Origin of the sequence: Micromonospora arida (genome assembly GCF_042873195.1) — a bacterium.
Taxonomy (GTDB): Bacteria; Actinomycetota; Actinomycetes; order Mycobacteriales; family Micromonosporaceae; genus Micromonospora; species Micromonospora arida.
Map to the genome: position 1 here is coordinate 56,206 of NZ_JBIALC010000019.1, position 20,743 is coordinate 76,948.

At 70.9% G+C, this 20,743-nt stretch carries 18 protein-coding genes, 1 tRNA gene and 1 riboswitch; of the genes, 13 read left to right on the forward strand and 6 right to left on the reverse strand.

What is annotated here, in order from left to right; translation table 11 throughout:
• Position 1 precedes the first annotated feature (1 nt).
• From ACFYP0_RS32260 to ACFYP0_RS32270, 3 genes are read left to right on the forward strand one after another with little or no spacing between them, the layout of a single operon-like run.
• Positions 2-1,411, forward strand: coding sequence for a serine/threonine-protein kinase (locus ACFYP0_RS32260; protein WP_355495350.1), 1,410 nt, complete (start codon positions 2-4; stop codon positions 1,409-1,411).
• Complete coding sequence (pknB, locus tag ACFYP0_RS32265) at positions 1,408-3,225, forward strand: Stk1 family PASTA domain-containing Ser/Thr kinase (RefSeq protein WP_355495349.1); 1,818 nt, start codon at positions 1,408-1,410, stop codon at positions 3,223-3,225. Before ACFYP0_RS32260 ends, pknB begins: the two co-directional genes overlap by 4 nt.
• A gap of 19 nt (positions 3,226-3,244) precedes the next feature.
• Complete coding sequence (locus ACFYP0_RS32270) at positions 3,245-3,940, forward strand: SanA/YdcF family protein (protein ID WP_355495346.1); 696 nt, start codon at positions 3,245-3,247, stop codon at positions 3,938-3,940.
• A gap of 204 nt (positions 3,941-4,144) precedes the next feature.
• On the opposite strand, the gene ACFYP0_RS32275 is transcribed toward ACFYP0_RS32270, so the two are convergent.
• From ACFYP0_RS32275 to ACFYP0_RS32290, 4 genes are read right to left on the reverse strand one after another with little or no spacing between them, the layout of a single operon-like run.
• Positions 4,145-4,795 (reverse strand): aminodeoxychorismate/anthranilate synthase component II, encoded by a 651-nt coding sequence (locus tag ACFYP0_RS32275; RefSeq protein ID WP_355495343.1) that lies wholly within the window; start codon positions 4,793-4,795, stop codon positions 4,145-4,147.
• A 2-nt stretch (positions 4,796-4,797) separates the two neighbouring features.
• Complete coding sequence (locus tag ACFYP0_RS32280) at positions 4,798-5,079, reverse strand: hypothetical protein (protein WP_091396345.1); 282 nt, start codon at positions 5,077-5,079, stop codon at positions 4,798-4,800.
• 4 nt (positions 5,080-5,083) lie between these two features.
• Positions 5,084-6,823, reverse strand: coding sequence for a class E sortase (locus ACFYP0_RS32285; RefSeq protein WP_355495339.1), 1,740 nt, complete (start codon positions 6,821-6,823; stop codon positions 5,084-5,086).
• Complete coding sequence (locus ACFYP0_RS32290) at positions 6,820-7,620, reverse strand: DUF881 domain-containing protein (protein WP_091396339.1); 801 nt, start codon at positions 7,618-7,620, stop codon at positions 6,820-6,822. Before ACFYP0_RS32290 ends, ACFYP0_RS32285 begins: the two co-directional genes overlap by 4 nt.
• Positions 7,621-7,841: 221 nt before the next feature.
• On the opposite strand from ACFYP0_RS32290, the gene ACFYP0_RS32295 reads away from it, so the two are divergent.
• From ACFYP0_RS32295 to ACFYP0_RS32315, 5 genes are all read left to right on the forward strand, one after another.
• A complete protein-coding gene (locus tag ACFYP0_RS32295; RefSeq protein ID WP_112583988.1) occupies positions 7,842-8,105 on the forward strand; it encodes a cell division protein CrgA in 264 nt (87 codons plus the stop codon).
• A gap of 206 nt (positions 8,106-8,311) precedes the next feature.
• On the forward strand, positions 8,312-10,510 hold the full coding sequence (locus ACFYP0_RS32300) for a (Fe-S)-binding protein (RefSeq protein WP_355495679.1): 2,199 nt from the start codon (positions 8,312-8,314) through the stop codon (positions 10,508-10,510).
• Between the two features lie 105 nt (positions 10,511-10,615).
• Entirely contained in the window at positions 10,616-11,938 is a 1,323-nt protein-coding gene (locus ACFYP0_RS32305) for a hemolysin family protein (protein ID WP_355495335.1), read from the forward strand.
• Positions 11,931-12,932, forward strand: coding sequence for a hemolysin family protein (locus ACFYP0_RS32310; RefSeq protein WP_124862257.1), 1,002 nt, complete (start codon positions 11,931-11,933; stop codon positions 12,930-12,932). Before ACFYP0_RS32305 ends, ACFYP0_RS32310 begins: the two co-directional genes overlap by 8 nt.
• Positions 12,933-13,099: 167 nt before the next feature.
• Positions 13,100-14,113, forward strand: a complete 1,014-nt coding sequence (locus tag ACFYP0_RS32315) for a C40 family peptidase (RefSeq protein ID WP_356975596.1) — start codon at positions 13,100-13,102, stop codon at positions 14,111-14,113.
• 55 nt (positions 14,114-14,168) lie between these two features.
• Here ACFYP0_RS32315 and ACFYP0_RS32320 read toward each other — a convergent pair whose 3' ends face one another.
• The gene (locus tag ACFYP0_RS32320) at positions 14,169-16,151 is read right to left on the reverse strand and encodes an N-acetylmuramoyl-L-alanine amidase (protein WP_355495329.1); all 1,983 of its coding nucleotides are present in this window, start codon (positions 16,149-16,151) and stop codon (positions 14,169-14,171) included.
• A gap of 235 nt (positions 16,152-16,386) precedes the next feature.
• A riboswitch (cyclic di-AMP (ydaO/yuaA leader) is annotated at positions 16,387-16,522 on the forward strand.
• Between the two features lie 13 nt (positions 16,523-16,535).
• Between ACFYP0_RS32320 and ACFYP0_RS32325 the strand changes: the two genes are divergently transcribed.
• Positions 16,536-17,576, forward strand: a complete 1,041-nt coding sequence (locus tag ACFYP0_RS32325; protein ID WP_355495327.1) for a C40 family peptidase — start codon at positions 16,536-16,538, stop codon at positions 17,574-17,576.
• A gap of 73 nt (positions 17,577-17,649) precedes the next feature.
• Here ACFYP0_RS32325 and dcd read toward each other — a convergent pair whose 3' ends face one another.
• Positions 17,650-18,228, reverse strand: a complete 579-nt coding sequence (dcd, locus tag ACFYP0_RS32330) for a dCTP deaminase (RefSeq protein ID WP_030332009.1) — start codon at positions 18,226-18,228, stop codon at positions 17,650-17,652.
• Between the two features lie 99 nt (positions 18,229-18,327).
• Between dcd and ACFYP0_RS32335 the strand changes: the two genes are divergently transcribed.
• From ACFYP0_RS32335 to ACFYP0_RS32350, 4 genes are all read left to right on the forward strand, one after another.
• Positions 18,328-18,885, forward strand: coding sequence for a pyridoxamine 5'-phosphate oxidase family protein (locus ACFYP0_RS32335; protein WP_355495325.1), 558 nt, complete (start codon positions 18,328-18,330; stop codon positions 18,883-18,885).
• A 257-nt stretch (positions 18,886-19,142) separates the two neighbouring features.
• Positions 19,143-19,216 (forward strand) — tRNA-Gly (locus tag ACFYP0_RS32340).
• A 166-nt stretch (positions 19,217-19,382) separates the two neighbouring features.
• Positions 19,383-19,916: a SigE family RNA polymerase sigma factor gene (locus ACFYP0_RS32345; RefSeq protein ID WP_355495322.1), complete on the forward strand. Its 534-nt coding sequence runs from the start codon at positions 19,383-19,385 to the stop codon at positions 19,914-19,916.
• Positions 19,906-20,601, forward strand: a complete 696-nt coding sequence (locus tag ACFYP0_RS32350; RefSeq protein ID WP_355495319.1) for a hypothetical protein — start codon at positions 19,906-19,908, stop codon at positions 20,599-20,601. The genes ACFYP0_RS32345 and ACFYP0_RS32350 overlap by 11 nt, the downstream gene beginning before the upstream one ends.
• Positions 20,602-20,743 lie beyond the last annotated feature (142 nt).

A 20,743-nucleotide genomic window follows, 5' to 3' on the forward strand; every position in this document is an offset into this window, starting at 1 on the left:
CATGCTCAGCCCCGGCGTGCAGCTCGGCAACCGCTACCGTCTCGACGAGCGGATCGCCAGCGGCGGCATGGGCGACGTCTGGCGCGGCACCGACCAGGTGCTCGGCCGGACGGTCGCGGTGAAGAGCCTGCTCCCCGCCCTGCTCGACGACCCGGACTTCGGCGAGCGGTTCCGCGGCGAGGCCCGGACCATGGCCACCATCAACCATCCCGGCGTCGTGGACGTCTACGACTTCGGCAACGACCAGCAGATCGCCTTCCTGGTCATGGAGTACGTCGAGGGTGACGCCCTGTCGTCCACGTTGAGCCGGGTCGGCCGGCTCACTCCGGCCCGGACGATGGCCCTCGTCGCGCAGGCCGCCGACGCGCTGCACGCCGCGCACGAGAAGGGCATCGTGCACCGCGACGTGAAACCGGGCAACCTGCTGGTCCGGCCGAACGGCACGCTGGTGCTGACCGACTTCGGCATCGCCCGTTCCGACATGGTCGGCCAGCTCACCGCAGCCGGTTCGGTGCTCGGTACCGCCTCGTACATCTCGCCGGAGCAGGCCACCGGCGGCGTGGCCACCCCGGCGTCCGACGTGTACGCCCTGGGCGTGGTCGCCTACCAGTGCCTGGCCGGTCGGCGGCCGTTCGAGGGCGACAACCCCCTCGACATCGCGATGCGGCACGTCCGGGAGACGCCCCGGCCCCTGCCAGCCGACATCCCTCCGCAGGTGCGCGCCCTGGTCGAACGGGCGTTGGCGAAGGATCCGGCCGCCCGCTGGCCGAGCGCCGCCGCACTCGCCGGGGTGGCCCGTCAGCTCAAGGCCGCGCTCTCCCAGCAGGCTCGGGCCGGTGGCAACTCCGGGCCGGTCTCCGCCGCGCCCGCCTCACCCGCCGCGCCCGGCCGGGCCCAGGTGCCGCAGGCGCACCAGATGCGTCCGCCGGCTGGCCGCCCGCCGGTGGCCGGGCAACGCCCGACCGCGATCGCACCCGCCCAACAGCCACGCCCCACCGCCGTCGCGCCGGCCGTCCAGCCGGGCCGGCCCCAGGGCGCACCGAACGGCTACCCACGCGGTGCGGCAGCGGTGCCGTCCGGGCCGCCTCGGCAGGAACACCCGCCGGCGTACGTCCGGCAGGCCGGCCCGGCGACACCGTCACCTCAGCCCCAGCGATCACGGCCTGGAATGGTGCTTCTCGCCATCCTGCTGGCCGTGCTGGTCCTGCTCTGCTCTGGCGTGATTTCCTACAACCTACGGAAGCAGTCGCAGGCCGGTGTATCCGCCGGGCTGGCGCCGCGCACCGTGGCGTCCGGCGCGCTACGACTCGACGGGCGCGACGATCCGACCTGGACGTCGTACCGTCGGGAGGTACGACTCCAGCCGGACGACGGCGGGACGACGACGAGCGAAGGACGACAGACGCGATGACAGCGCAGGCCCGCCTGCTCGGTGGCAGGTACCAGGTCGGCGAGCTGCTCGGCTATGGCGGCATGGCCGAGGTGCACCGTGGTCGCGATCTCCGGCTCGGTCGGGACGTCGCGATCAAGATGCTCCGCACCGACCTCGCCCGGGACGCGACGTTCCAGATGCGGTTCCGCCGGGAGGCGCAGAACGCCGCCTCGCTCAACCACCCGGCCATCGTGGCGGTCTACGACACGGGCGAGGAGACCGCGCCGACCGGTGAGACGCTGCCGTTCATCGTCATGGAGTTCGTGAACGGGCGGACCTTGAAGGAGGTCCTCGGGGCCGAGGGGCGACTCCAGCCGCGCCGCGCCCTGGAGATCTGCGCCGACATGTGCGCCGCACTGGAGTTCAGCCACCGGCACGGCATCATCCACCGGGACATCAAGCCCGGCAACGTGATGCTCACCCAGACCGGCCAGGTCAAGGTGATGGACTTCGGCATCGCCCGGGCTCTGGCCAGTGGCGCGACCACCATGACGCAGACCAGCGCGGTCATCGGCACCGCGCAGTATCTCTCCCCGGAGCAGGCACGCGGCGAGGCCGTCGACGCCCGCTCCGACGTGTACGCGGCCGGTTGCGTGCTCTTCGAGCTGGTCTGCGGGCACCCGCCGTTCGTCGGGGACAGCCCGGTCAGCGTCGCGTACCAGCACGTGCGGGAGACGCCGCCGACGCCGAGCGACATCAACCCGGACGTCACCCCGGCCGTCGACGCGATCGTGCTCAAGGCGCTGTCGAAGAACCCCCTCAACCGCTACCAGAGCGCTGGCGAGATGCGGGCCGATCTGCTGCGCGCCGCCGCCGGTCGGCCCGTGCTGGCCACCCCGGTGCTGCGCGAGGCGGAGACGGTGGCGATGGCCCCGGCCGGCGGTGGGGGCGGCTATCCGGCTTCCGGCCGTGGGCCGCAGACCGGGCAGATCCCGGCCCGGGTGGGCGACCCCCGTCAGCGCAAGGCGTCCTCCTGGCTGATCGCGATGTTCAGCGCGGTCGGCGTACTGGCGGTGATCGCCCTGGTCGCCGCCCTGCTCTGGAACATGCAGCAGGACAAGGACCTGAAGTCGGTGCCCACCCTCACCGGCAAGGCCCGGGACGTGGCGATCGCCGAGATCCAGAAAGCCGGCCTGGCCGCACAGGTCGGTGACCCGGTGCTGGCCAGTGACTGCACAGTGGGCACTGTCGTTCAGCAGAACCCGCCGCCGACCACCCAGGTGGAGCAGAACCGCACGGTCACCATTCAGATCTGTGGCGGCAAGCCCGAGGTGCGCGTTCCCGCCGGGCTCAAGGGCAGCAAGCGGGAGAGCGCCATCGCCCGGCTCACCGAGGCGAAGCTCAAGTACGAAATCAAGACGGTGGACGCCGAAGCGAGCGAGGACGAGGTTCTCGACGTCGACCCCCCCTCTGGCGAGAGCGTTGCCGAGGGCACGAAGATCAAGCTCACGGTCTCCAACGGCAAGGTTCGCGACGTGCCGGACGTGGTCGGGTTGAGCCAGGACGACGCCACCCGGTTCCTCAAGGACCGCGGCTTCGTGGTCGTCGTGCAGAAGGGGCCGGAGGTGCCCGCCGACCAGGCGGGGAAGGTCACCGACCAGAGCCCGAACGGCAACGAGAAGAAGCCCACCGGTACGAAGGTGACCATCAAGGTGAGTCAACCGGAGCCGGAGACCGACCCGACGCCGACGACCACGCCGACGACCACGCCGACGACCACGCCGACCACTCCCGGCGGCGGGGGCGGCATCGGTCTGCCGATCCCACCCCCGCCGGGCCGGCCCCAGGACTAGGCCACCCGCGGGCATCGGCATGACGCAGGCGGCAGCGTCCCCGGCCGGACCGGTGCGGCGGTGGCCCCGCCGCCTCCGCCGGCTGGCCGTCGCGGGCCTGGTCGTGCTGGTGCTCGCCAGTTCGCCGTGGCTGTGGACGACGCTCGCCGCACGCGGGCACGTGCACGCCGTCGCCGACGCGCCGGCAGCCGACGTGGTGATCGTGCTCGGCACCGAGGTGGCGGCCGATCGGCAGCGGCCCGGGGACCGTCTCGCCGGCCGCCTGGACACCGCCGCCGAGTTGGTGGCCACCGGGCGGGCCACTGTCGTCCTTGTGTCGGGCGACGGCGGCGGGGCGTCCGGCGACGAGCCGGCGGTGATGACGACGTACCTCGCCGAGCGCGGCGTCGACAGGCGTCGGGTGGTGGCCGACCCGTTCGGCCTGGACACCTACGACAGCTGCGCGAGAGCGCGCGAGGTGTACGGCGTCGAGCGGGCCCTGATCGTCACCCAGTCGTACCACCTGTCCCGGGCGGTGACGCTGTGTCGGCAGCTCGGCCTCGACGTCGACGGGGTGACCGCCCGCTGCGACGGTTGCAGCACTGCCCTGCTCGCCGAGAAGTCGGTTCGGGACTACTTCGCCAGTGGCAAGGCGGCGTGGGACGCGGTGCGTGGCCGACCGCCGGCGGTGCGCTCGCCAGCGAATTCCGCGGTCCAGGACGCGCTGCGAGGCTGACCCGGTCGCCATCGGCTCCCCAACAGATCCGGTGACCGGGCCCTGACCTCGGCTCCGCGATCTTGCACATGCTGTCGCGACATATGGGGCATCCCACCCATATCGACTGCCGAAACTGCAAGATCGGCGGGGTGGGGGTGGGGGTGGGGGTGGCGCGGGGCGGGGGCACAGTGGGGCGGGGTGGGGGTGGGATGGGGTGGGCCCTCAGGCGGTGGCGAAGGCCGCCAGACGACGCGCGTCCACCTCGGCGGCCAGCGCGGGTGCCCGCTCCAGCGCCTCGGCGTGACCGCAACTGGCCAGCCAGTTGGCCAGCATCAGATGACCACCCTCGGTGAGCACCGACTCCGGGTGGAACTGGACGCCCTCGATGGGCAGCGTCCGGTGCCGCATCGCCATCACCACGCCGGAGCCGGTCCAGCCGGTGACCTCCAGCTCGTCGGGGAGCGTCTCGGGCAGCACGGCGAGCGAGTGGTAGCGGGTGGCGGTGAACGGGTCGGGCAGACCGGCGAGTACGCCGACCGAGTGGTGTCGCACCTCGGAGGTCTTGCCGTGCAGCAGCTCGGGGGCGCGTGTCACGGTCGCCCCGAAGGCTTCGCCGATCGCCTGATGGCCGAGGCAGACGCCGAAGATCGGCAGCTGGCCCGCGTACTCCCGGATGACGTCCAGGCAGATGCCGGCCCGGTCCGGGCTGCCCGGCCCGGGCGACAGCAGGATGCCGTCGGCGCCAACCGTGCCCACCTCGGCGACGTCGATCTCGTCGTTGCGGCGGACCTCGCAGTCCACGCCGAGTTGGCCCAGGTACTGCACGAGGTTGAAGACGAAGGAGTCGTAGTTGTCGATCACCAGGACGCGCATGGTCACCTGCTCGGGGAGGGAGGCGCTGGGTTGTTCTGGTCGGTGTCGTACGGCAGTTCGTGCTCGTCGCCGGTCGGGGTCTCCCCGGTCACCGGGTCGCCACCGCCACCTGTCTCGGCGGGTACGCCGGACTCGACCTGCACGTCGTCGAAGGGCAGTAGCGGCTCGGCCCACGGGAAGGCGACATACCACAGCAGGGCCACAGTGGCGGCGACCAGCAGCACCGAGCCGGTCAACTTCCCGACCACGCCGAACGGCAGCTTGCGCCAGATGAACGCGTACATCGGGTCAGCCTCCCAGCTCCGCAGGGCGGCCCGCGGACTTGGGTTGGGTACGGTCCAGCTCGGCGTGGATGATCAGCCGCTGGTAGTTGTCGAACTTCGGGTTGCACGTGGTCAGGGTGAGCATCCGCTTGGTCGCCTTCTTGTCCGGCTCGCCGGGCACCGGCGCCACCACCTCGACCTGGGTCGGTCGGACGATGCGGGTCTGGGACACCCGGTAGACGTACCAGTCGGTCTTGCTCTCGACCACGATCGGGTCGCCCTCGTCCAGCTCGTCCAGCCGCCAGAAGGTGGCCCGGTTGCGGTGGCCGGCGACGGAGAAGTTGCCCACCTGACCGGGGAGCGCGCTGGTCGGGTAGTGGCCGGGGGCGAACCGGATGTCCTGCTGGGTGACCCCCTCGACGACGACCCAGTTCTTGTCGAGCTTGGGGATGTAGAGGCCCGCGAGCGGCTTGCCGCGTACCGGTGGGGGGGGTTTGACGCTCGGGCCCACCGACGGGGCGACGGTGGGGTCGTCGGTCGGGCCCCACGCCTGAGCCAGCTCGTTGTTGAGGTCGTTCTGGTGGGCGTCGACGATGGCCGACTTGCCCCAGACCTCGTAGCCGGCGAACAGCAGGACCACCAGACCGAAGGTGATCAGGATTTCGCCGGTGACGCGGATGCCCGTACGCAGTCGCGAGCCGAACGACGGGCGGGTCAGCTCGGAGTAGACGCTCTTGTAGCCCTCGCCGGTCTGGTGCGGCCGGAGTTGCACCACCCGCTCGCCGCGTCGGGGCTGGGGAGGCTCGGCGGGGTTGGCGCCGGCAGGCTCGTCCGGGACGGCGGTGCGGGGGACGGCACCCATCAACGCGGTCGAGTCCATGGTCGGCGGCCTGGTGGCAGGAGTGCCGGGCACGGCCGGAATCAACGCGGTGGCGGCCGGGTCCGCGTCACGATCCCCGCCAGCGCTCGGCGGGACCCGGCCCGGCCCGGTCGGCGGCACCCGGCTGGGCGCGGTCGACGGGAAGCCTTCCGGCCCGGCCGCTGCGACGCGGTCGGGGGCGGCCGGGGTGGCCGGGGAGCCGGTGGGTCGGGTGGGCCGGGCGGTGACCTGCGGAATGTACGCGGTCGGCGAGTCGGCCAGCGGCGGCGTCGAGGGCCCGGAGGAGACCGGCCGGCTCGGCGTGCCGGAGGCCGCCGGTCGGGTCGGCATCGGCATCCCGCCGGGCGTGTCCGGGCGGGTCGGTGCGGCACCCGGTGGGTTGCCTGCACCTGGCGGGCGGGTCGGTGCGGCACCCGGTGGGTTGCTGGCACCCGGGGGGCGGGTCGGTGCGGCGCTGGGCGCGGTCGGTCGCGTGGACGCGGCGCTGGGCGCGGGGGGTCGGGTCGGGGCGTTGCCGGGGGCAGCGGGCCGAACCGGGCCCTGGTTGCTGGCGGTAGCTCGGCCGGGGGTGGTCGCGGGGGGAATCCCGGCGCCGCCGTGTGAGCCCGGCCCGGTAGCTGCGCTGCCCGGCCAGGGCGGCGGTGCTTCGACACCCGGGCGGCCCGAGGTCCCGGTCGGCTCGGGTCGAGTGGCGCTCGGCGGCGGCTGCTCGGCTCGCGGCGGCTGCTCGGCTCGTGGCGGGTGCAGCACCGGCTCGGGCCAGTTGCTGGCCGGGGTCGGTCGGCCCGGTGCCGACTCGGGCCGGTCGAGCTTGGGCAGAAAGGCGGTCGGCTCGTCGGTCTGGTCCCGGTGTCGCCCGTCGCGTCGTTCGTCCGGCCCGCTCACTTGGGCACCGTAGCCGAGCGCAGGGCGGTCGAATCCTCGAATGCGGGAACTCGCACCGTGGAGGCCGTCTCCTTGTAGCCAAGCTGGTAGTCGTCGACCGCGTCCTTGAACAACCGGACTCCCTGAGAGCTGGCGAGGGCCTGCTGGAGGGCAGCGGGATCGCCGATTGCCACGATCTTGAACGGTGGGGAGTACACCCGGCCGTGAAGCAGCAGGGTGTTACCGACGCAGCGTACCGCGCTGGTGGTGAGCACGCGGACATTCATGATTGACATGGCCTCGGCTCCGCCGGCCCAGAGCGCGTTGACCACCGCCTGTACGTCTCCCTGATGCACCACCAGGTCGTCGTTGCTGGCGTCCGACTGCGTCTGGTCGAGCTGGGGCGCGTCGTTCAGCTCGACGGTGACCCCGGGCCCGCTGAGGGCGGTGAATCCGGCGTCCTGGAGGCTGCCCTGGGCGCGATTCTGCTGAGCCTTGATCGGGGCGTCCGAGCCGGCCAGCGTGTTGGTCCGTTGCTCGACCTCGCCGCGCAGGGTGGCGGCGCGGCGCTCGCTGGCGGCGACCTGTTCGCGGCGGTCCTCGATGAGCTGGTTGAGCTGGGGGCGCCGGTCCTCCCGGAGAGCGGTGCCGCCCGCGGTGGTAGCGGTGGTGGTGAAGAGCAACCCGGCCGCCGCGGCGATCAGGGGCACCCCGATCGACCAGCCCGGACGGCGTTGGCGCGGTCGCCGGGGCAGCAGCCCGGCGGCGGCCCGTCGGAGGACCTTCTGCCAGGAGGTTGCGCCGGATGTGTACTCCACCGAGCGTTCCTTCCGCGTGTCGGGGATCGGTCCGTGCCGGCTGGGCCGGTGATGCGAACAGTCCCGCCTCTTTCGGTCACTCCGTGCACCGGCCTGACCCCATTCGTGGTCCAGGCGGCCAATCGGGACTACGCTAGCTCTCGAACATTATTGGCCATGGACCGTCGCCCCCGCGCCCGGTTGTCAGGCCGGACGAGGTCGTCACCCCTCTGGAGAGCGCCGTGCCCAAGTCTCAGGTCCGTAAGAAGAAGGTGTACACCCCGCCGACGGACGTGCGTCCGACGACGACGTCGTCGTCGCGCAAGCCTAGCCCGGTGTGGTTGCCGATCACCGCGGTCGCCTTGATCGTCGTCGGCATCGGCTGGCTGGTGCTCTACTACCTGTCCGAGCAGGAGTACCCGGTCATGGCGTGGGGTTACTGGAACCTCGCCGTCGGCTTCGGTGCGATGGTCGCCTCGCTGGCGTTGCTCTCTCGCTGGCGCTGATCCGAGCAGACCGTCGCGTCGGCGGTCCCACGTCACCTCGTCGAGCCCCTGCCCGGCAAGATCGGGTAGGGCCACCTATGGTGTGCGCAGGCAGCGCGGCCTACTGCGAGATGACTCACGTTACCGCTGGGTAACCTTCGCGTAGGCTGCACTGCATGACCGAGCAGAGCGAGGTCATCAGGCAGCAGACCGGGGAGGCCAACTCGATGGGCAGCGTCCAGATCGTCACCACGATCCTCGCGGCCGCCATCACCGCCGTGGCGGTGTGGCTTGCGGTGCGTGCGGTCCTGAAGATGGTGGCAGTCATCCGGCTCGGGCAACCCGCGCCGGAGCGGTTCTCCGACAAGGTCGCCCGCGCCAGGACGATGCTGGTGGAGACGGCCGGCCACACCCGGATGCTCAAGTGGGGTGTGGTGGGCGCCGCGCACTGGTTCGTGATGGTCGGCTTCGTCGTGCTGTCGCTGCTGGTGCTCGAGGCGTACTTCGAGGTGGTCACCCCGACCGGCGGGCTGCCCATCATCGGGCACTGGACGATCTTCGGGTTGGCCACCGAGATCATCACCATGCTGGGCCTGGTCGGCATCCTGGTGCTGATGGCGATCCGGCTGCGCAACCGGCCGACCCGCACGGGCGGGCGGTCCCGGTTCACCGGCTCGACCATGTGGCAGGGCTACTTCGTCGAGTGGATCGTGCTGCTGGTCCTGATCTTCGGCCTGCTGATCCGCGGCTTCAAGGTCGCCACCGACCACTTCGAGTACCCGCTCTGGGCCACCCCGGTCAGTCACGCGGTCGGCGCGGTGCTGCCCGACTGGTCGGACGGGGCGAGCGTCGCCGCGCTCATCAAGATCGCCATTTCGATGACGTGGCTGATCGTCATCTCCCTGAACGTCACGATGGGCGTCGCCTGGCACCGCTTCCTGGCGTTCCCCAACATCTTCTTCAAGCGGGAGCCGGCCAAGCCGGCCGGCTCCGGTCTCGGCGCGCTGCGCCCGATGACCAGCCAGGGCAAGCCGCTCGACTTCGAGGAGGCGGACCCGGAGAAGGACCAGTTCGGCGTCGCCCACGTCGAGCAGTTCAGCTGGAAGGGCCTTCTGGACTTCAGCACCTGCACCGAGTGCGGTCGCTGCCAGTCGCAGTGCCCCGCCTGGAACACCGGCAAGCCCCTGTCGCCGAAGCTGCTGGTGCTGAGCCTGCGCGACCACGCGTACGCGAAGGCGCCCTACCTGCTGGCCGGCGGCGGCAAGGACCTGACCGGCGAGGAGAAGGCCACCCAGGCGCAGCTCGCCCACCTGGACGTGCTGGCCCTCGCCGAGGCCGACAAGCCGCTGATCGGCACCGCCGAGGAGGGCGGTGTCATCGACCCGGACGTGCTCTGGTCCTGCACCACCTGCGGTGCCTGCGTCGAGCAGTGCCCGGTGGACATCGAGCACGTCGACCACATCGTCGACATGCGCCGCTACCAGGTGCTGATCGAGTCGAGCTTCCCCTCCGAGGCCGGGGTGATGCTGCGCAACCTGGAGAACAAGGGCAACCCGTGGGGCGCCCCGCAGAACACCCGCGAGGACTGGACCAAGGGCCTGGACTTCGAGGTGCCCCGGGTCGGCGAGGTGGACGACTTCGAGTACCTGTTCTGGGTCGGCTGCGCCGGCGCGTTCGAGGACCGGGCCAAGAAGACCACCCGCGCGGTGGCCACGCTGCTCAACGAGGCGGGCGTGAAGTTCGCGATCCTGGGTGAGGGCGAGACCTGCTCTGGCGACCCTGCGCGACGGATCGGCAACGAGTTCGTCTTCCAGATGCTCGCCCAGCAGAACGTGGAGACGCTGAACGAAGCGTTCGACGGCCGGGAGAAGGCCAAGCGCAAGATCGTCGCGACCTGCCCGCACTGCTTCAACACCCTGGGCAACGAGTACGGGCAACTCGGCGGCGAGTTCGAGGTGGTCCACCACACCCAACTCCTCGCGCACCTGGTCGCCACCGGCAAGCTCACGCCGGTGCAGCCGGTCGACGGCGGCGTCACCTACCACGACCCCTGCTACCTGGGTCGGCACAACCGCGTCTTCGCGGCCCCCCGGGAGGTCCTCGGCGACGCCATCGCGGGCGACCTGACCGAGATGCCGCGTAACAGCGAGCGCTCCTTCTGCTGCGGTGCCGGCGGCGCCCGGATGTGGATGGAAGAGAAGATCGGCAAGCGGATCAACGTGGACCGGGTCGAGGAGGCCATGGCCACCGGGGCGAAGACGGTCGCGGTCGGCTGCCCGTTCTGCTCGACGATGCTCAGCGACGGGGTCAACGGCAAGGGCGCCGGCGAGCAGGTCGAGGTGATCGACGTGGCCACCGTTCTGCTCCGCTCCGTCAAGCCCGAGCAGCCGCAGGGCGGCAAGGAGACCGCGCCGATCGGCGGCTGAGACGCGTACCCCTGGGATCTTTCATCGACGGCGGCGGCCCCTTAGGGCCGCCGCCGTCGTGCAAGAATCTCGCCGAGGTGAGGCGACATCGACGGCCTGCTCTTGATGACGCTGTTGCCCCTGGTCGGCTTCGTAGCCCTGACCGCGGGCAACGCGTTCTTCGTCGCGGCCGAGTTCGCGCTGGTCACGGTCGACCGGGCGGAGATCGACCGGCGGGCCGCCGCGGGCGACCAGACCGCCCTGACTGTCCGCGCAGCGCTGCGCGAACTCTCCTTCCAGCTCTCCGGGGCACAGCTCGGCATCACCATCACCGCGCTGCTCACCGGCTACCTGGCCGAGCCGGCCCTGGCCCGGCTCTTCACCCCGCTGTTGCGCCCGCTGGCCGGAGACAGCACCGAGCGGCTCACTCCGTTCCTCGCGTTGGCCCTGGCCACGCTGATCTCCATGCTCTTCGGCGAGTTGGTGCCGAAGAACGCGGCGCTGGCCCGGCCCATGCCGGCGGCGCTGGCCACGGCCGGCCCGATGCACACCTTCTCCCGGACGTTCGGCTGGGTGATCCGGGGGTTGAACGGCTCGGCGAACCGACTGGTCCGGGCGCTCGGCGTGGAGCCGCAGGAAGAGTTGGCAAGCGCCCGCTCGCCGGAGGAGTTGGGCCTGCTGGCGGGCATCTCGGCGCGGGCCGGCGCGCTGCCCACGGACACCGCGATGCTGCTGCGTCGCACCATCCGCTTCGGTGACAAGCGGGCCGCGGAGGCGATGACCCCCAGGGTGGACGTGGTCGCGCTGCGCGCCACCGCCACCGTGGCGGAGCTGCTGGAGGAGTCGCGGCGGACCGGGCGGACCCGGTTCCCCGTGTACGAGGAGACCCTGGACCTGGTGACCGGTGTGGCCGCTGTGCCCGACGCGCTGGGCGTGCCGCTGGCCGACCGTGCGTCGACCCGGGTTGACTCGGTGGCCCGCGAGCCGGTGTACGTGCCGGAGAGCCTGAACCTGGACGGTGTCCTGGCCGCGCTGAAGGCGGCCGGGGCCGACCTGGCCATCGTGGTCGACGAGTACGGCGGCACGGACGGCGTGGTGACCGTCGAGGACCTCGTCGAGGAGTTGGTCGGGGAGATCGCCGACGAGTTCGACCCGGCGAGCGTGGACGACGACGGGTCGGCCGAGTTGACCGTGCCGGGCGGTGAGCGCACCGTGCTGGTCGACGGTGTGCTCCGCTCCGACGAGGTGGCCGAGCAGACCGGCTTCCGGCTGCCCGAGGGGCCGTACGAGACCCTGGCCGGGTTCCTGATGGCCCAGCTCGGGCACATCCCGCTCGCCGGCGAGACGGTCGAGACGGACGGCTGGGAGTTCACAGTGGTCGAGGTGGAGCGGCACCGGATCGAGCAGGTCCGGGTGCTGCGCCCGGCGGATCCGGACGACGATGACTGAGCTGCTGGTGACCGTGGTGCTGCTGCTCGGCAACGGGTTCTTCGTGGGCAGCGAGTTCGCGCTCATCGCGTCCCGCCGGACGGTGATCGAGCCCCTGGCGGCCGGGTCGAAACGCGCCCGCTGGGCGTTGTCGGCGATGAACCAGATCCCGCTGATGATCGCTGGCGCGCAGCTCGGCATCACGGTCTGCTCGTTGGGTCTGGGCGCGATCGCCGAACCGGCGCTGGCCCACCTGCTGGAGCCGCCGTTCCACGCGGCCGGCCTGCCGGAGCGGGCGGTGCACCCGGTGGCGTTCGTGCTGGCACTGGGCGTGGTGGTCTTTCTGCACACGGTCGTCGGTGAAATGGTGCCGAAGAACATCACGCTTGCCGGTCCGGAGGTCTCCGCGCTCTGGCTCGGCCCGGCGATGCTGGCATTCTGTGTGGCCACCAAACCGTTGTTGCTCGCGATGAAATGGGCGGCCCGGTGGGTGCTCGCGTTCTGGCGGATCGAGGCGTCCGAGGCGGTGAAGACGGTGTTCACCGCCGAGGAGTTGGCCGGTTTGGTCTCCCAGGCGCGGACCGAGGGGCTGCTCGACGCGGAGCAGCACGCGCGGATCACCGGCGCGCTGGCCCTGCACGCCCGGACGGCGGCGGACGCGCTGCAACCGTGGTCGACGGTGGTGACGGTGGCCGAGGACGTCTCGCCGGCGTCACTGGAGGTGCTGGCGACCCGGACCGGGCGGTCCCGGTTCCCGGTGGTGCAGCGGTCGACCCGTCGGGTGCTCGGCTTTGTGCACGTCAAGGACGTGCTCGGGTACGCAGGGCAGGGCCGCCGGTCCCCGGTGCCGGCCGACGTCTACCGGCCGCTGGCGGTGGTGCCGCCGGACCGTACGCTGGCCGACCTGCTGCTGGCGATGCGTCGCGAACGGCGGCACATGGTGCTGGTCAGCGACGGGCGACGCCCACTCGGTGTGGTCACTCTTGACGACGTATTGACCGCAATCGTTGGGTGATGGACCAATACCCTTGGTGTGCAAGCGGTTGCACGACAGTGATGGTTACCGCGCTCGCCTTGATTACCGCCCGCAGCTTCCCTAATGTGGGGCACCGACCGCTGTGGGTCGTCTGCCTCGGCCCTTCCCTCACGCGAGGCGCCCGGCGGTCGGTTGCAAAGGAGTCGGTGCCGGTGGCAACCATGCCCCCTCATCGTCACGACCTGAACGCGTCTGCTCGCTCTGGTGGCCTGCGTCGCGTCGCGTACCGGGTGCTGACCCTGGTCGCCGCCGCGGCCGTCGGTGCCGGTCTGCTGACCGCGCCGGCACATGCCGCGCCCACGGTCGACGAGATCGAGGCGCAGATCGACAAGAAGTGGGAGCAGTTGGAGCCCACCATCGAGCAGTACAACAAGGTCCGGGCGCAGCTGAAGGTCAACCGGAAGAAGTCGGCGGACCTCCAGAAGAAGATCGAGCCGCTGGCGCTGCAGAGCGAGCTGGCGCTCAACCGGGTCGGCGACCTCGCCTCCCGCTACTACATCTCCGGCCCGTCACACGACATCGGTGCGCTGCTGGTCAGCGCCAAGCCGGACACGCTCACCGAGCAGCTCACCATCCTCGACCGGCTCGCTTCGCAGGAGCGCAAGGAAGTCGAGGGTGTGCTGGCCGTGCGGGACAAGTACGACGGCGAGAAGCAGAAGCTGGACGCGCTGATCGTCACCCAGACCAAGCAGCAGAATGATCTGGCGGCCAAGAAGAAGCAGATCGACGCCGAGATCAAGAAGCTCGAGGCGTCGATGCCCAAGACCACTGTCAAGACGGCGGCCTGCCCGACCATCAACGGAGTGGTCAGTGAGGCGGCCCGCACCGCGATCAAGACCGCCTGCGGCAAGGTCGGCAAGCCGTACGTCTGGGGCGCCACCGGGCCGAACTCGTTCGACTGCTCAGGGCTGACCCAGTACGCCTACAAGGCGGCCGGGATCTACCTCACGCACCACACCGGTGACCAGTGGAACGAGGGCAAGGCCATCTCGCGAGGCGACGCCCGCCCCGGTGACCTGGTCTTCTTCTTCTCCGGCCTGAGTCATGTCGGCCTCTATCTGGGTAACAACCAGATGGTGCACGCGCCACGCGCCGGCAAACCGGTGCAGGTCTCCAGCATCACCACAATGCCCATCGCCGGGTTCCGCAGACCCGGCTGATCCGCCTCGCGCGACACGACGGTCCCCGGTCACCGACCGGGGGCCGTCGTGGTTCTCAGCGGGGTGCCCCCACCGGGGAGGGCAACAGCTGCACGTCGGCGAGGTCGACGTACATGATCCGGTGGCCGAACTGGATCTGCGCGTACCGGTTCTTGCCGCGAATCACCGTCCAGTCGCCGGGCGAGGAACCGTCGAACGTGCTGGCCCGGTAGTACTCGCCGGCCAGCACCGCGCCGACGGAGTACCGCTGCCCGGCGGCCAGCGTGTACTGGAGCGGCGAGATCGCCTGGTAGGGCACCCCGTCCGGGTACGCGGACTGCTCCGGGTACGCCCGTCCGTAGACCGGAATGGTGGCCTTTCCGGGCTTCGGCGTCGCCACGACGCCGACGGTCCAACTGGCGGTCGGCGCGGACGCCGGGTTGTGGAACCAGGCCCGCTGCCCGAGATACCAGATCGCCGTCCAGTCGCCCTGCCGTCCGGCCAGCGCGTACGTCTGCCCGGCGGACGCCCGGGCCCCGTGATCCGACACCGCCATCGTGTTCGGGCTGCCGTCCGGGCGGAGCGCGATGTCGTTGACCAGCGGCGCGTCCGCGGCCGGTGCGCTGCGCAGCACCACCGCCGAGGAGCCGCGCGGCGCGCAGGGCACGCCCACTGTGACGCAGCCGGTGAACGCCGGCTGGTTGGTGGTGTAGTCCGGGTCGATCCGGACCAGCCCGGTGGCCGGGGTGCCGGTGTCCAGTCGAGGTGCGTGCAGCAGGTCGAAGTAGTGCGTCCAGTCCCAGTACGGGCCCGGATCCCAGTGCATTCCCCGCACGGTCGAGGCGATGGTGCCGGGCACGTTGTCGTGGCCGATGATGTGCTGGCGGTCCAGCGGGATGCCCAGCCGCAGCGCCAGGTGCCGGACCAGCTTCGCCGAGGTCCGGTACATCGCCTCGGTGTACCAGGTGCCCTGCGCCGCGAAGCCCTCGTGTTCCAACCCGATCGACTTCGCGTTGACGTACCAGTTGCCGGCGTGCCAGCCGACGTCCTTGGTCTTCACGTGCTGGGCGATGTGCCCGTCGACCGAGCGCAGCGAGTAGTGCCAGCTCACGTAGGTCGGATCCTGGACGAGTTGCAGGGTCGTGGCCCAACTCGCCTCGGTGTCGTGGATGACGATGTACTCGATCTTCTGCCGCGCGGGCCGGTCGGAGAGGTCGTGGTTGCCGTAGTCCCCGTCGCCGAACGCCTCGTAGGGCGCCGGGATCCACTCGCAGGAGATGGTGCGTGGGCACTCCACCCCGTCCGGGCGGGCCAGGCGGCGCAGGCCCAACCGGTCCAACCAGGAACGCTCGGGCCGTACCACGCGGGCCGGCAGGGTGACACGCTGGCCGTCGTCGGTCACCCGGGCTTCGCCCGCGCCGATGGTGGTGAAGACCTCGTCGGCGAAGGCCGCCGCGGCGTCGGCGCTGTCCGCGCCCGAGTAGCGGGCCACCGCGCCGTACCAGGCCGCCGGGTCGGTGCCCGCGCCGACCGGCGCGCCCAGATCCCTCTGGTACGCGCTCAGCAGCGCGGCCCCACCCCGGATGTTGAGGCCCGCGTCGGTGCGCAGTGCCTCGGGGGTGGCGCCGGTCAGCGTGGCGGCGGCGTCCACGGTCTGCAACGCGGCGATGGACGGCGCGGGTGCCTCGACCGGCCGGGGCGTGGGCACCCGGGCGGAACGGGAGTCGTCGCCGCGTGGGTCCTCGGCGCCGGCGTCGTGGTGGCCGCGCCCGGGTAGGGCGGCCACGTGCCGCGCGTCGGTCAGGTGCATCGGGCCGTAGCCGCCACTGGTGCTCGGTGTGCCGGCGTTGGTGTCCCAACGGGACTCCAGGAAGGAGACGCCGAGCAGCACGACGGCCGGCACGCCGTACTCGGTGGCCGCTGCGGCGTACTGCTGCTGACGGTCGGTGGCGGGCGCGGCGGCGGCCGGGCCGCTGGAGAGCGGCACCGTGGTCGCGGCGGCGACCACGGTGGCGGCGAGCAGCGCGCGCCAGCCGGTCGACAGGGTTGGATGGTGCATCGAACCCCCTAGATTCTCGCGGAGTGAGGTCAGGTCACCATCGCGCCGTCCGGGAGCTCGCGTCAATACCTTTCCATCTATCGAAGCGTGCGGAAAGAATTCTTCACACACGGTCGGTGACCTCGCCCAATCCGTACGGAGTGTCACGGCCGCACGGGTTGCGGATCGGTAACAAGCGTCTCTACTCTGGTCATTCGTCGGCCCGACAGCAGCTCCGCCCAGCCCGGGCGGTAACGGACCGACACCGCCGAGTCGTTTCCGAGCGAACCGGGGACCCAGGTCCCTCGGGGTGAATCCGCAGCCACTGCGGTAGGGCGCCGACTTCCCGCCCGAACCCGTCAGCTAACCCGGTAGGCGGTCAGGAAGAAGGAGTACGGAACCCCGGTGGCACTCCATGCCCCGCGGCCGTCGTCCGAGCGGCCGGCATCAGCCGGCCCGGCCTCGATCGTGCCGCGCCCACGCTGGTCCCGCTTCACCACCGCACTCGCCGCGCTGGCCGGCATCGCCGTCGTCCTGACCGGCAGTGCCACGGCGGCGCACGCCGACCCGTCCGTCGCCGAGATCGAGCGCCAGATCGACGCCGACTGGAACAAGCTCGAACCGATCATCGAACGGCACAACGCCACCCGCACCGACCTCGCCGCAAAGCGGAAGCAGGCCGACGCGCTGGCCGCCCGGATCACTCCGCTGGAGCGCCAGGTCGACGCCGCGATGGACAAGGTCAGCGCCCTGGCCGTACGCGCCTACAAGGGTGAGAACGTCTCGACAGTCAACGCCGTGCTGGGCAGCCGGTCGCCCAGCGAGGTGGTCGGCCAGCTCGAAATGCTCGACCGCTTCGCGCACAACCAGCAGAAGGACGTACGCCAGGTGGCCGACCTGCGCGATCAGCTGGCCGCGCAGAAGGCGCCGCTGGACGAGATGGTGGCCCAGCTGACCCGCACCGAAGCTCAGCTGGCGGCGAAGAAGAAGCAGATCAACGAAGAGATCGACCGCCTGCAGAAGCTGCGCCTCAAGGTGTACGGCAGCGGCGGCGGCGGTCCGCTGCGCCCGGCACCCTGCCCGGGTAGCTACCCCGGCGGCGCCGCGGGCACCGCGGTCAAGTTCGCCTGCGCGCAGATCGGCAAGCCCTACGTCTGGGGTGCCGAGGGCCCGAACTCGTACGACTGCTCCGGTCTGATGCTGGCCGCCTGGGCGAAGGCCGGCGTGTCGCTGCCGCACAACGCCGCCGCGCAGAGCCGGGTCACCAAGAACGTCAGCAAGGGCGACCTGCGCCCCGGCGACCTGGTCTTCTACTACAGCGACATCCACCACGTCGGCATGTACGTCGGCGGCGGCTGGGTGGTGCACGCCTCGCAGGCCGGTCAACCGGTCAAGATGAAGAAGGTCGACGACGGCCCGATCCACAGCTACGGCCGTCCAGGCTGACCTTCCGATGACCGAGGGCCCGTCGCGATCCGTCGCGGCGGGCCCTCGTCGTCTCGGTCCTAACGGCTGAACCTCAGCGGGTGGGCCAGGTGCGCCAGTGCTGCCAGGCGCGGCTGGGTGTCGGCCCCCGCTGGCCCTGGTAGCGCGAGCCGTAGACCACCGAGCCGTACGGGTGCTCGGCCGGCGAGGAGAGCCGGAAGATGCAGAGCTGCCCGATCTTCATGCCCGGCCACAGGGTGATCGGCAGGTTCGCCACGTTCGAGAGTTCCAGTGTCACGTGACCGGAGAAGCCCGGGTCGATGAAGCCGGCGGTGGAGTGCGTGAGCAGCCCGAGCCGGCCCAGGGAGCTCTTGCCCTCCAGTCGGCCGGCGAGCTGGTCACCCAGCGAGATGACCTCCAGTGTCGAGGCGAGGACGAACTCCCCCGGGTGCAGCACGAACGGCTCGCCGTCGGGGACCTCGACCGCCGAGGTCAGGTCGTCCTGCTGCATGGCGGGATCGATGTGGGTGTAGAGGTGGTTGTTGAAAACCCGGAACAGCCGGTCGAGTCGGACGTCGATGCTGGACGGTTGGACCAGAGTGGGCTCGAACGGCTCCAGGCCCAGCGTGCCGGCCTTGATCTCGGAGACCAGGTCGCGGTCGGAGAGCAGCATCGGACCACCATAGCCGCGTTCCCGAAAGTGGCCGGATTCGGTGCCGGTGACCAGCGCGTCGAGGTCGCTACTCGTACATTTGTTCGATAGAATGCCCACATGGCTTCCTGGTCCGAATTCGCCGCCGACGAGCCCCGACTCGCCGACGGGATCCGCGTTCTCCTCCAGCAATACGGGCCGGGCTTCGGCTATCTGGCCACGGTCCGTGCCGACGGCGGGCCCCGCGTCCATCCGGTCTCTCCGGTCATCACCGCCGAGGGGCTGTTCTGCTTCATCATCGACTCGCCCAAGCGCCGCGACCTCGAACGTGACGGCCGTTACGCGCTGCACTCCTTCCCCGCGGAGGAGAGCGACGACGAGGCGTACGTGGCGGGGCACGCCCGTCCGGTGACCGATCCGGTCCTCGTGGCGCAGTTGGCGCACAGCGCCCGGGCCGAGCCGCAGGTCGACTGGCGGCTCTTCGAGTTCACCGTCGACGTGGCCATGCTCACCCGCCGCGAGCAGCACATCGCGGGCATTCCGGGCCTCGCGCCGGGTCGGCCGGCCGTTCGGGTCTGGCTCGACCCAAACGCCCCGTCGGCGGGGGCCATGCCCCTCGCCGTCCCGCAGGCGCGCCCGACCCGCCTCAGCCGTGACGTCCAGTGCACGGCCGCCTGACCACAACCGGAAGGTTCATCGGTGCCGGCTCCGTCGTAACGGGAGCCGGCACCGGCGTACGTACCGGCCCCGGTGCCGCGGTGATCAACTCGACTTCAGTGAAATCGCGGTGTCCCAACGCTCCGGATGCCCCGACTTCCAGAAAACCGAGTGGATCAACCTGGGGTCGACCCGGGTGGAGCGGTACGCGGACAGCTGCGGTCGGCGGGGGGACCTGGGTGCACGGCCTCGACGACTCGGGTACAGTGGTGCCGCTTGCGGGTGTAGTTCAATGGCAGAACATCAGCTTCCCAAGCTGACAGTGCGGGTTCGATTCCCGTCACCCGCTCCACTGCGAAGGCCCTGGCCAGGACGAGAGTCCCAGCCAGGGCCTTCGACGCTGTTGCGGCCAGCAGCGCTCGCGGCCGACAAGACCCTGAAGGCCCGCAACCCCGGCCGTTCCTGCGTTAACCTCGCTGACCTCCCAGAGCGTTCAAGTGGTGGGAGGTACACACACCATGCAACGACCTCGGGAACTGGCGCCACCGGAAGGCTTCGCCGAGTTCGTCGCGGCGCGCTCCGATGCGCTGCTGCGTTCGGCCTGGCTGCTTACCGGCGATGCCGGGCGAGCCGAGGACCTGTTGCAGACGGTTCTGGCGGACGTCTGGCGGCGCTGGGCCACGATCAGGAGTGCCGGGCATCCCGAGGCGTACCTGCGCCGAGCGCTGTTCACCACCTACGTCTCCTGGTGGCGGCGGCGCTGGCGCAGTGAGATTCCAAGCCAGCCGCCGGACGAGCCCGCACGTGGCGACGTGGCAGGTGAGTCCGTCGACCGGGACGCGGTACGCCGCGCGTTGGCCCGACTCAGCCGGCAGCAGCGGGCGATCGTGGTGCTCCGCTACGTCGAGGACCTGACGGTGCAGCGGACGGCGGAAGTGCTCGGCTGCTCGCACAACACGGTCAAGGTGCAGGCCTTCCGTGCCCTACGGATTCTGCGTACCGATCCGAATCTTGAGCTGTTTGCCGCCTGGAGGTCGCGAAGTGACGCGTGAAGATGAGGACATCAGGCTGCTGTTGACCAACGCCGTTCCCCCACTGACGCCGCCACCAGATCGGGTTGTCAAGGTGGCCCGGCGGGTCCGCCGGCACCGGCAGCGCCTGATCGGAAGCACCGCGCTAGCCGTGGCCCTGGCTGTCGGACTGGGCGTCGGAGGGGCGCGGATACTCACCGACGGCAACCGTGCCCCCTCGATGGCGGGCGATTCCGGCGGACAAGGGCAGTGGACGTCGTGCGTCGAGGCCGCACCGGAGATGGTCAGGCGCGGCTTCACGGTCCCGACCGAGGAGGCAGCCGCCCTGCCCCGCCTCGGCGATGACTTCATCCCCGCCGCGGCCGTCATCTGCGGGCTGGAACAACCCGTTGGCGAGGACGTGATGGTGACGGAACAGCGCAGCGACGACGGAGCCGCCCTCGCCGCCCTCGTCGCCGCGCTCCGTCTGCCCGACGCACCAGAGAATCCCGACTTTCCGTGCAGGGCGAATCTGGAGGGGGCACCCTGGCTGGCGCTCGTCGACGCGGAGGGCCGGTGGATACGGCCCGGCATACCACTCGCTTCCTGCCGCAACCATCTCCCGGACGGCTTTCGGACAGCGCTCTGGGCCCTGCCGCTGACCACCGTGGCAACCCGTCCGCTCACCGAGGTCGAGTCGTCCCCGAGTAGTGCGACGCCGCGCTGATCGAACTGATCGAGAAGACGCCGCGCTGATCGAACTGATCGACGAGCCGTGACCCTGTCGGGTGCGGCGTCCACGGAGATCCGGCCACCGGCCGCAGTTCGATCGTCATGCCGAGATCGCTTGCAGCCCCGTACCAGCCACC